The sequence below is a fragment of the Polynucleobacter sp. MWH-P3-07-1 genome (assembly GCF_018687555.1).
Taxonomy (GTDB): domain Bacteria; phylum Pseudomonadota; class Gammaproteobacteria; order Burkholderiales; family Burkholderiaceae; genus Polynucleobacter.
On the sequence record NZ_CP061296.1, the window covers coordinates 69,127 to 78,637 of the forward strand.

12 protein-coding genes are annotated in these 9,511 nt (G+C 45.6%); 6 read left to right on the forward strand and 6 right to left on the reverse strand.

Annotated elements, in window-relative coordinates; genetic code table 11:
• Positions 1–14: 14 nt before the first annotated feature.
• The 4 genes from rpoA (at position 15) to dsbD (ending at position 3,458) form a co-directional block, all read left to right on the forward strand.
• Entirely contained in the window at positions 15–995 is a 981-nt protein-coding gene (gene rpoA / locus ICU98_RS00425; RefSeq protein WP_112202631.1) for a DNA-directed RNA polymerase subunit alpha, read from the forward strand.
• A 16-nt stretch (positions 996–1,011) separates the two neighbouring features.
• Complete coding sequence (gene rplQ, locus ICU98_RS00430; RefSeq protein WP_215336709.1) at positions 1,012–1,404, forward strand: 50S ribosomal protein L17; 393 nt, start codon at positions 1,012–1,014, stop codon at positions 1,402–1,404.
• Between the two features lie 69 nt (positions 1,405–1,473).
• Positions 1,474–1,806 carry a divalent-cation tolerance protein CutA gene (gene cutA, locus ICU98_RS00435; protein WP_215352215.1) on the forward strand — a complete coding sequence of 111 codons (333 nt, stop codon included), beginning with the start codon at positions 1,474–1,476 and terminating at the stop codon, positions 1,804–1,806.
• Positions 1,803–3,458 carry a protein-disulfide reductase DsbD gene (dsbD, locus tag ICU98_RS00440; protein ID WP_215352216.1) on the forward strand — a complete coding sequence of 552 codons (1,656 nt, stop codon included), beginning with the start codon at positions 1,803–1,805 and terminating at the stop codon, positions 3,456–3,458. The genes cutA and dsbD overlap by 4 nt, the downstream gene beginning before the upstream one ends.
• On the opposite strand, the gene hemB is transcribed toward dsbD, so the two are convergent.
• Together hemB and yihA are read right to left on the reverse strand one after the other, a co-directional pair.
• Positions 3,459–4,484, reverse strand: coding sequence for a porphobilinogen synthase (gene hemB, locus ICU98_RS00445; RefSeq protein ID WP_251365347.1), 1,026 nt, complete (start codon positions 4,482–4,484; stop codon positions 3,459–3,461).
• Entirely contained in the window at positions 4,462–5,127 is a 666-nt protein-coding gene (yihA, locus tag ICU98_RS00450) for a ribosome biogenesis GTP-binding protein YihA/YsxC (protein WP_215336715.1), read from the reverse strand. Before yihA ends, hemB begins: the two co-directional genes overlap by 23 nt.
• 114 nt (positions 5,128–5,241) lie before the next feature.
• On the opposite strand from yihA, the gene ICU98_RS00455 reads away from it, so the two are divergent.
• A complete protein-coding gene (locus ICU98_RS00455; RefSeq protein WP_215352217.1) occupies positions 5,242–5,937 on the forward strand; it encodes a cytochrome c in 696 nt (231 codons plus the stop codon).
• Positions 5,938–6,006: 69 nt separating this feature from the next.
• On the opposite strand, the gene lysA is transcribed toward ICU98_RS00455, so the two are convergent.
• Entirely contained in the window at positions 6,007–7,302 is a 1,296-nt protein-coding gene (lysA, locus tag ICU98_RS00460; RefSeq protein ID WP_215352218.1) for a diaminopimelate decarboxylase, read from the reverse strand.
• Positions 7,299–7,490, reverse strand: coding sequence for a lipoprotein (locus ICU98_RS08955; protein WP_371818425.1), 192 nt, complete (start codon positions 7,488–7,490; stop codon positions 7,299–7,301). The genes lysA and ICU98_RS08955 overlap by 4 nt, the downstream gene beginning before the upstream one ends.
• 47 nt (positions 7,491–7,537) lie before the next feature.
• Here ICU98_RS08955 and cyaY point away from each other — a divergent pair, with 47 nt between their 5' ends.
• Positions 7,538–7,918, forward strand: a complete 381-nt coding sequence (gene cyaY, locus ICU98_RS00465; RefSeq protein ID WP_215352219.1) for an iron donor protein CyaY — start codon at positions 7,538–7,540, stop codon at positions 7,916–7,918.
• Between the two features lies 1 nt (position 7,919).
• On the opposite strand, the gene aroB is transcribed toward cyaY, so the two are convergent.
• Together aroB and ICU98_RS00475 are read right to left on the reverse strand one after the other, a co-directional pair.
• The gene (gene aroB / locus ICU98_RS00470) at positions 7,920–9,002 is read right to left on the reverse strand and encodes a 3-dehydroquinate synthase (protein WP_215352220.1); all 1,083 of its coding nucleotides are present in this window, start codon (positions 9,000–9,002) and stop codon (positions 7,920–7,922) included.
• The gene (locus tag ICU98_RS00475; RefSeq protein ID WP_215337027.1) at positions 9,002–9,484 is read right to left on the reverse strand and encodes a shikimate kinase; all 483 of its coding nucleotides are present in this window, start codon (positions 9,482–9,484) and stop codon (positions 9,002–9,004) included. The genes aroB and ICU98_RS00475 overlap by 1 nt, the downstream gene beginning before the upstream one ends.
• Positions 9,485–9,511 lie beyond the last annotated feature (27 nt).

Sequence of the window (9,511 nt, forward strand, 5' to 3'; positions counted from 1 at the left end):
CTCAAGGAAAAAATATGCAAACAAATTTGCTCAAGCCAAAAATTATTTCTGTTGAAGCGCTTTCTGCCAACCAAGCAAAGGTTGTTATGGAGCCATTTGAGCGCGGCTATGGCCACACTCTAGGTAATGCATTGCGTCGTGTATTGTTGTCTTCTATGGTTGGTTATGCTCCAACTGAAGTTGCAATCGCTGGTGTTGTTCATGAGTATTCCACCTTGGACGGTGTTCAAGAAGATGTTGTTAATCTTTTATTGAATCTGAAGGGCATCGTTTTCAAATTACAGTCCCGTGATGAAGTCACTATTAATTTGCGTAAAGAAGGCCCAGGCGTTGTTACTGCAAAAGATATCGACTTGCCACATGATGTAGAAATCATTAATCCTGATCACGTAATTGCTCACTTATCCGCTGGTGGTAAGTTGGATATGCAGATCAAGGTTGAAAAAGGTCGCGGTTATGTTCCTGGCAATATGCGTCAGTATCACGATGAGGCCACCAAGATTATCGGCCGTATCGTACTAGATGCCTCTTTCAGTCCAGTAAGCCGTGTGAGCTATGCAGTAGAGTCTGCTCGTGTTGAGCAACGTACTGACTTAGATCGTTTGGTAATGACTATTGAGACAAATGGTGTTTTGTCTCCTGAAGAGGCAATTCGTCAAGCTGCAAGTATTTTGGTTGATCAATTAGTCGTATTTGCTGCCCTTGAAAGCAGTGAAGTTTCTGGCGATCTCGCACCAAGCCGCTCATCCATGGTTGATCCAATGTTGATGCGCCCAGTAGATGACCTCGAACTCACAGTGCGCTCTGCAAACTGCTTGAAGGCCGAGAATATTTACTACATCGGTGATTTGATTCAGCGTACTGAAAATGAATTGTTGAAGACTCCTAACTTAGGTCGTAAATCTTTGAATGAAATCAAAGATGTTTTAGCGGCTCGTGGTTTAAGTCTGGGCATGAAGATCGAAACCTGGCCACCAGCCAGTCTCGAGAAATAATTAGAAAGGAAGTATCATGCGTCACGGAAACGGCTTACGCAAACTCAACAGAACTTCGTCGCACCGCTTAGCGATGCTACGTAATATGTCCAACTCACTTTTGGAGCATGAAGTCATTAAAACGACTCTGCCAAAAGCAAAAGAATTGCGCATGGTTGTTGAGCCTTTAATTACTTTGGGTAAAAAAGATAATTTGGCAAACCGTCGTTTGGCATTTAATCGTACCCGCGATCGCGATATCGTTGCCAAGCTCTTTACTGAACTTGGACCACGTTATGCAACTCGTCCAGGTGGCTACCTTCGTATTCTGAAGTTTGGCTTCCGCGTTGGCGACAATGCGCCAATGGCTTTGGTTGAGTTGGTTGATCGCCCTGAAGTTGAAGAAACTGTTGTAGCCGAAGAAGCTTAAGTCCTTCGGGTATATTGAAAAGCCAGGCTCCGGTCTGGCTTTTTTCATTTTGTTATCAGTGCCAAGGCTATGACTCCAAATATTTCACTGCTCGTTGTGACAACAAGCTTTCAAACACTTGAACAAGCGCAGACTATCGCTCGACAGTTAGTCGAGAATCGCCTAGCAGCCTGTGTTCAGATCCAGCAGGGGCTTTATTCAATATATCGCTGGGATGGCAAAATTTGCGAAGAGAATGAAGTGTTGTTATCAGCTAAAACAACCGCAGCAAATTGGGAGGAGATTCGCACCTTTATCCATAATAATCATCCCTATGACTTACCTGAAATAATGGCATTTACACCAATAGATTATGAGCAGCAATATGGAAAATGGATTGAAGCTGAGCTAGAGAGTAAATGACTAAATATTTGAAATCCTTGCTGAGTAGTATTTTTATCTTAGGCTTGTTTTTGAATCAAGCCCAAGCTGGCCCCGATTTTTTACCACCCGAGCAAGCATTTTTAGTTGAGGCTTCATGGCCAGTGAATAGCAATCAAATCAAGGTTCAGTTCGCGCCAGTTAAAGGATATTACCTTTACAAAGAGTCCCTACGCTTTCAGGCGGGAAGGGATCAGAAAAAACTTTCAGTAGTCACCCCCAATCTACCTGTTGGTATTGAAAAGTTTGATCCTACTTTTAATAAAAAATTACAGATTTATAAGCAAGCTTTTGAGGTCCTTATTCCGGTTGCTAACGCTAAAAACCAGCCTATCTATCTTGAGGTCGAGCTTCAGGGTTGTGCAGAGGCAGGTATTTGTTATCCGCCGATGACGATGCATTTCTTGCTGACTGCGCCTGGAGTCAGAGTAGGGCCTCTATTAGACAATGGCGCTCGTCCGGAAGAGATAAAAAAATCGACCAACTTGATTGATCTATGGAATGACAGAGAAGACGTTCACGCTATTAGTGACTTTTTAGAGCAGACTTCAGTTGGCTATCTCTTCTTGGCATTCTTTCTGCTGGGCTTAACTTTGGCTTTTACGCCGTGCGTATTGCCCATGTTGCCAATTATGTCGAGTGTCATTTTTGGGCGACAAGCAGGAAGGGTGGTTTCTAAATCGCGCGCAAGTGTTCTGGCGCTTGCCTATATATTGGGCATGGCCTTGCTCTATTCCCTAGCGGGTGTTGCTATGGCAGCTCTGGGCGGTAGCGCTCAAAGGGCTCTTCAAAGCCCGCTGGCACTGATTTTATTTGCATGTCTTCTCTTGGGTTTATCGGGAAGCCTATTTGGTTTTTATGAACTGCGACTACCGCATTCTTGGCATCAGTTAATCGATCGAATTGCTGGTAAACAGAAGGGCGGTAGTATTGTGGGTTCGTTCGCCTTGGGCGGAATTTCAACTTTGGTTGCAAGCCCCTGCATCACTGCGCCCTTAGCTGGAGTGCTTGGTTTTATCGCGCAGACAGGATCGATGACTCTAGGGGCTGGGCTTTTGTTTGTAATGGCGCTGGGCATGGGATTGCCATTATTTTTCATTGCCATAGAAGCGCGGATTTTGATTCCAGCTACTGGCATTTGGATGGTGTGGCTACAGCGTGCCTTAGGCATGTTGTTGGTACTCACGGCAATTTGGGTTGCAAGCCCCTTATTCCTTGACTCTAGTGCCAAACAAAATGGGCAAGTGATTCGACAGCTTGGCGAGCTTCATTTCAGAATGATTGACTCCGTATCAGAATTAGACCAGCAACTGGCTTTAGCAAAACAAGCTAAGCGCCCCGTGCTATTGGATTTTTATGCGGACTGGTGTATCAGCTGTAAGGAGATGGAGCTCAATACCTTTAGCAATCCTGAAGTTGGTAAAGAAATGCATAATTTTGTCTTGCTGCAGGCAGATGTGACTAGCAATACTCCCGAGAATAAAGAACTACTCAAACGTTTTGGCCTATTTGGCCCACCTGCCATTTTATTTTTTAACGCAGAAGCAAGTGAGCTCAAGCAAAACAGAATCGTTGGCTATATGTCCCCAGAGCCTTTTGCTAAGGCGCTTGCAGAGATTGCAGTTAAAAATTAATTATGCTTTGGCTTTAAGATAGCGCGCAGCCTCTAGGGCAAAGTAGGTCAAAACACCATCTGCGCCAGCACGCCTGAACGCCATGAGTGATTCAATCATGACTGCATCATGATCAAGCCAACCATTTTGGGCAGCAGCTTTGAGCATGGCGTATTCACCGCTCACTTGATAAGCGTAAGTGGGATATTCAAAAACATCTTTTACTCGACGCACAATATCTAAGTAGGGCATACCAGGCTTAACCATCACCATATCAGCGCCCTCATTGATGTCGAGAGCAATTTCTCGCAGAGCTTCATCACTATTGCTAGGATCCATCTGGTAAGTTTTTTTATCGGCCTTACCTAAATTTTTTGCTGAGCCAACTGCATCACGAAATGGTCCATAGAAGGCGGAAGCATACTTTGCAGAGTAAGCCATGATCAAAGTATGACTTAAACCTTTTTGTTCAAGCGCTTCACGAATTTTTCCAATGCGTCCATCCATCATGTCGGATGGCGCAACAATATCGACCCCCGCCTCAGCTTGTGTGAGCGCTTGCTGCACCAAGATTGCCGTGGTCTCATCATTGAGAATGTAAGCGTCAGAATCTAATACACCGTCTTGGCCATGACTGGTATAGGGATCCAAGGCGACATCAGTCATGATTCCTAAATTAGGAAATTGTTTTTTTAGCTCCCTTACTGCTCTTGGAATCAAACCATTGGGGTTCGTTGCCTCTTTACCATCGGGAGTTTTGAGGGACGCATCAATTACTGGAAAGAGTGCCAATACCGGAATGCCGAGATCAACACACTCTTGCGCAATGGGTAGAAGCAAATCAAGTGATAGTCGATTGACTCCTGGCATTGAAGCGACTGCCTCCGATTGATTTTTACCATCTAGTAAAAAAACCGGGTAGATTAAATTATCCGCACTGAGACTATTTTCTTGCATCAGGCGGCGAGACCAATCATTGCGTCTCATACGACGGGGACGATGCGCTGGAAAATGCAGCAAAGGATTAGTTGGTAGTTTCATCTTCATGAGTTTTTGCTTCAAATAGCCATTGAATAATCAGATTATCGGCTTCTTCAAGCCCAATCCGTTTGGTGCTGGAAAATAATTGTGCCGTAAGTTGCTCGGATTCTCCCGTACCCTCGGGAAGTTTTGGGTCGTATTGCTGCAATTGTTTTCTAACGGCCTCTAAAGTATGTTTGCATTCGCTGTTATTGAGCTTGTCGCATTTGCTAAGCAGAATATGAATCGGTTTTCCGGTAGGAACAAACCACTGAATCATCTGCTCATCAAGCTCAGTAATTCCTCGCCGAGCATCCACAATTAAAACCATCCCTACCAATTGCTCTCTTTCCTGGAGGTAGTCGCTCAAAAGCGTATTCCAGTGATATTTGGTTTCATGATTTACGGCAGCAAAGCCATATCCTGGCAGGTCCACCAAATAGGCCAAAAGATCATCTTTGGCAAATAAGCCAAAATAATTGATATGCTGGGTTCTACCGGGGGTTTTACTGGCAAAAGCGAGCCGTTTTTGGTTACAAAGAACATTAATTGCGCTGGATTTACCCGCATTTGACCGACCCGCAAAGGCTACTTCACGTAAGGGCGTGCTGGGTAGGCAATGGGTGTCATTGACTGTGGTCGAGAATCGGGCTTGAAAGAGTTTAGACATGTCGAGAAGCTATTGTAAAATCACGCAAAATCATGAAATATCTCATGGTGTTGGGTAAAAAGTTGTAAATGTAGGGCCCAAACACTTTTAGGAATTTTTGCCAAGGTAAACATAATGCGTCAAAGCTCTCAAATCTCCAAATTAACTGGGTTATTAGCTATTTCCCTCATTCTAGGCTTGAGCCTTTCGATTGGTGCTAAAGCTGAAGAACCTGCGCCCGCCGCCCAAGCTGCACCAAGCAAACCAGTCGTTGATCCAGCTGCAGGCGAGGCCCTTTATAACGGCGGTGATGCCACTCGTGGCGTAGTGGCCTGTATTACTTGCCATGGCCCAAAAGGTCAAAGTGCTGTTGGGACATGGCCTAAATTAGCTGGTCAGCATGCTGCTTATATTGCTAAACAGCTACATAACTTCAAAGAGGGTACTCGCGCCAATGCGATCATGATGGGCATGGCAATGCCTTTAACTGATCAAGATATGGCTAATATTGGCGCTTACCTCGCTAAGCAGACGCCTTCCCAGGGTGTTGCTCAAAATAAAGACACCATTGAGCTTGGTCAGAGCATCTACCGTGGTGGCATTGCATCCAAGGGTGTCCCAGCCTGTGCGGCTTGTCATAGCCCCAATGGCGCTGGAATTCCAGCTCAATATCCATTGTTATCCGGTCAGTGGTCTGATTACACCAGCGCTCAGTTAACCGCTTTCCATGATGGAATTCGTTTAAATGGACCGATGATGAACACCATTGCTGGCAAGCTCTCTGAAAAAGAAATGAAAGCAGTTGCAGATTACATCGCTGGCTTACATTAATTTACGGCGACCATAAAAAATAAACCCCGCAGAAGTTGCGGGGTTTTTTATTGTCCAGAAGTTCCTGAATTATTTTGGTGCAACTTGTTCGTTTGCAAAAAGGTCTTGAACTTTTTGACGTTCTCTAACCAGATGCACATTTTTTCCATCCACTAAGATTTCAGCAGGCATGGGACGTGTGTTGTAGTTTGAGGCCATGACAAAGCCATATGCGCCCGCAGAAAGAATCGCTAATACATCACCTTCCTCAACAGCTAGCGCACGATCTCTACCAAGCCAGTCACCAGATTCACAAACAGGCCCAACAACATCATAGACAACAGCCTTGGCTGACTTTGTCTCAATTGGCACAATGCCATGATGCGCTTCATATAGGGCGGGGCGCAACAACTCGGTCATTGCTGCATCGACAATACAGAAGTTTTTTTCGGTTCCAGGCTTGAGGTATTCCACTTGCGTGAGCAGAACTCCGGCGTTACCTACTAGGGATCGACCAGGCTCTAGGATGATGTCGAGGTGGCCAAAGCCCCGCTGGGCAACACGGTTCAATAAGGCATCAGTGAACTCAGTAATATCCGGTGGCGTTTCTGAGCTGTAAGCAATTCCGAGGCCACCACCTAAATCCAGATGATGAATGATGATGCCTTCTTTTTTGAGCTGCTCAACGAGATCTAGCACTTTATCGAGTGCATCTAAGTATGGCGCGGTCATCGTAATTTGAGAGCCGATATGGCAATCAATTCCGACAATATCAATTTGGGAAAGCTGAACTGCCTCACGATAGGTTTTTAAAACTTCGTAATAGGCAATGCCAAATTTATTTCCCTTAAGTCCAGTAGAGATATAAGGATGGGTTTGTGCATCGACATCTGGATTGACGCGCAATGAAATCGGGGCGCGGCAATGAAGTTCTTTTGCAACACGATTAATTTTGTGGAGTTCTGCAATAGATTCCACGTTAATGCACTTCACACCGACTTTAAGGGCCTGAGCAATTTCTGCGGCAGACTTGCCGACGCCTGCAAATACTAGACTGGTAGGTTCCGCACCAATCGCAAGAGCGCGAGCCAGTTCACCCCCGCTGACTAAATCAAAACCAGCGCCGAGATTTTTAAAGCAATCAATTACTGCTAAGTTGCTGTTGGCTTTCATGGCGTAATGAATCCGAGCGCGCCGCTCACCCTTTGCATCAATACAGGCGCGGTCATAGGCTTGATAGGCTTCAGTCAGTGCTTTTTTGCTGTAGACATAGAGTGGGGTGCCGAACTCTTTTGCCAGATCCGCCAATGGAATTTCCTCGGCAAACCAAGCACCGTTTCGCTCTGTAAATCCATTCAAGTGGGGCAGGGGGATTGCTTTAGTCATTGTGGCGCAGGAGGAGGGTTGGGGTTGCTTGTGGCAGGAGGAGGATACAGAATTCCTTGAGGCTCAGGCGCACTCGGCGGTATTGGTTCTGGTGGCACATTTGGCAAATAAAGTGGTCCCCTAACCCCGCATCCCACTAGGGACATTAGGAGGGTAATCAGTAAGGTTCTGATAAGAATCGCTATCATGAATATCTCTAAAACGAATGATTGAATATAGCATGCAGGACTCCACGATGACACCAAATCAGCTTAATGTAGAAAAGATTGATGACAAACAGTTTCACCTGCTCGGAGGACAAGTTTTGCAATCGATCGAACTTGCTTTGGAAGCTGCCGATGAAGAACTCGATCTAGATTTAGATATTGAGCGCCAAGGTGGCAATGTCATCAATATCCGCTTTCGGGATCGCAGCGTCATTGTTGTTAATACTCAGCCCCCATTGCATGAAATTTGGGTTGCTGCAAAGTCGGGTGGTTATCACTATCGCTGGTCAGGAACACTCAGTAAGCCCTTATGGCTTGACACTAAAACAGGTCGAGAGCTGATGGGTGATTTATCTGAATTTGCTAGTACTCAGGCTGGCATTCCGGTGAAGATTACTTTACAAGCCTAGATTAGGCAGCGCCAGTCGCTAGCAAAGTTTCAAGGACTGCCTCATGAGGGGCAGTCGACATATATGCTTTACCAATTTGCTCTAGCAGTACGTAACGAATTTGTCCGCCTTCTGCTTTTTTATCTACCTGCATTAACTCGATATAGCGCTCAGCGCCAAACTTTGGAGCTGTGATTGGAAGATGCATTGCATGAATAATGCGGGTCAAGCGATCGACATCAGCTTGGGTAATTTTTTGTAGAAGGCAGGAAAGTTTGGCGCCCATCACCATGCCACAGGCAACGGCTTCACCATGTAGCCATTCTCCATAGCCCATGCCGGCTTCAATTGCATGACCAAAGGTATGGCCAAAATTGAGCGTAGCGCGAACCCCACCTTCTCTCTCATCCGCAGACACGACGGCTGACTTAATTTCACAGGAGCGCAAAACGGCATGCGACATTGCTTCGATATCACAGGCTAGTAGCGCGTTTGTATTGGCTTCAATCCAGTCTAGGAAGCTAGCATCGGCAATAGCCCCATGCTTGATCACTTCAGCGAGGCCTGCTGAGAGTTCACGAGGGGGTAAAGTTTTTAAAGTATTTAGATCAGCGACTACCGCCACAGGCTGATAAAAGGCTCCAATCATATTTTTGCCCAGCGGATGATTAATGCCAGTTTTTCCGCCAACCGAAGAATCTACTTGAGACAGCAGCGTAGTCGGTACTTGAATAAAGCGGATGCCCCGCATAAAACTCGCTGCAGCAAATCCAGTCATATCGCCAATGACTCCACCACCTAGTGCAACAAGAACAGCCTGTCGATCTGCACCATGCTTGAGAAGTTCATCAAAGATGGTTTGAAGATTTTTCCAGTCCTTAAAAGACTCTCCATCAGGGAGCGTAATGGTTCTAACTGACTTTCCAAAAGTTGCTAGCGTTTTGCTAAGACGCTCTGCATAGAGTGGCGCCACCGTGGTATTGGTAACGATATAAATAGAGCTGGCTTTTGAGCAAGCTTCAAATAGTTCTGGGCGATCAATTAAGTCAGAGCCAATATAAATCGGATAGCTTCTTTGATCGAGATCAACTGTCAGTGTTTTCATTAGGAGAGTTCAAGTTGCATCATTAAAGTATGAACCAATTGATTCACGCTAGGTTTGCCAGTTTCAATAATATGATCGGCGATTTCACGATAGAGCGGATCCCGAAAGGTGTAGAGCTCTTCCAGAATCTTGCGAGGATCACCATTTTTCAGTAAAGGGCGGGCATCACTCCCTTTAGTGCGATGCCAGAGTTCAACGGGGTTTGCATGAAGGTAGACCACCGTACCTCGTTCGCGTAAAAGTTGACGATTTTCAGGAAGCAGAACTGCGCCACCACCAGTCGCCAAAACAATCCCGGTGCCCAAGCTTGCATGATCTAGTGCTTGCGCTTCACGTTTGCGAAATCCAGCTTCACCTTCCATTTCAAAAATGAGGGGAATCTTGACACCACAACGTTCTTCAATAACATGGTCGACGTCGATAAATTGCCTACCCAATTTTTTAGCTAACAGTTTTCCGACGGTTGACTTACCGGCACCCATAAGACCAATCAGAAAGATGTTATTGCT

Excerpts from the sequence above, each read along its gene's own strand:
- dsbD (WP_215352216.1), top strand. The coding sequence starts at position 1,803 with ATGACTAAATATTTGAAATCCTTGCTGAGTAGTATTTTTATCTTAGGC.
- rplQ (WP_215336709.1), top strand. The coding sequence starts at position 1,012 with ATGCGTCACGGAAACGGCTTACGCAAACTCAACAGAACTTCGTCGCAC.
- lysA (WP_215352218.1), bottom strand. The coding sequence starts at position 7,302 with ATGACTAAAGCAATCCCCCTGCCCCACTTGAATGGATTTACAGAGCGA.
- ICU98_RS00455 (WP_215352217.1), top strand. The coding sequence starts at position 5,242 with ATGCGTCAAAGCTCTCAAATCTCCAAATTAACTGGGTTATTAGCTATT.
- aroB (WP_215352220.1), bottom strand. The coding sequence starts at position 9,002 with ATGAAAACACTGACAGTTGATCTCGATCAAAGAAGCTATCCGATTTAT.
- rpoA (WP_112202631.1), top strand. The coding sequence starts at position 15 with ATGCAAACAAATTTGCTCAAGCCAAAAATTATTTCTGTTGAAGCGCTT.
- cutA (WP_215352215.1), top strand. The coding sequence starts at position 1,474 with ATGACTCCAAATATTTCACTGCTCGTTGTGACAACAAGCTTTCAAACA.
- cyaY (WP_215352219.1), top strand. The coding sequence starts at position 7,538 with ATGACACCAAATCAGCTTAATGTAGAAAAGATTGATGACAAACAGTTT.
- ICU98_RS00475 (WP_215337027.1), bottom strand. The coding sequence starts at position 9,484 with ATGGGTGCCGGTAAGTCAACCGTCGGAAAACTGTTAGCTAAAAAATTG.
- yihA (WP_215336715.1), bottom strand. The coding sequence starts at position 5,127 with ATGTCTAAACTCTTTCAAGCCCGATTCTCGACCACAGTCAATGACACC.
- hemB (WP_251365347.1), bottom strand. The coding sequence starts at position 4,484 with ATGAAGATGAAACTACCAACTAATCCTTTGCTGCATTTTCCAGCGCAT.
- ICU98_RS08955 (WP_371818425.1), bottom strand. The coding sequence starts at position 7,490 with ATGATAGCGATTCTTATCAGAACCTTACTGATTACCCTCCTAATGTCC.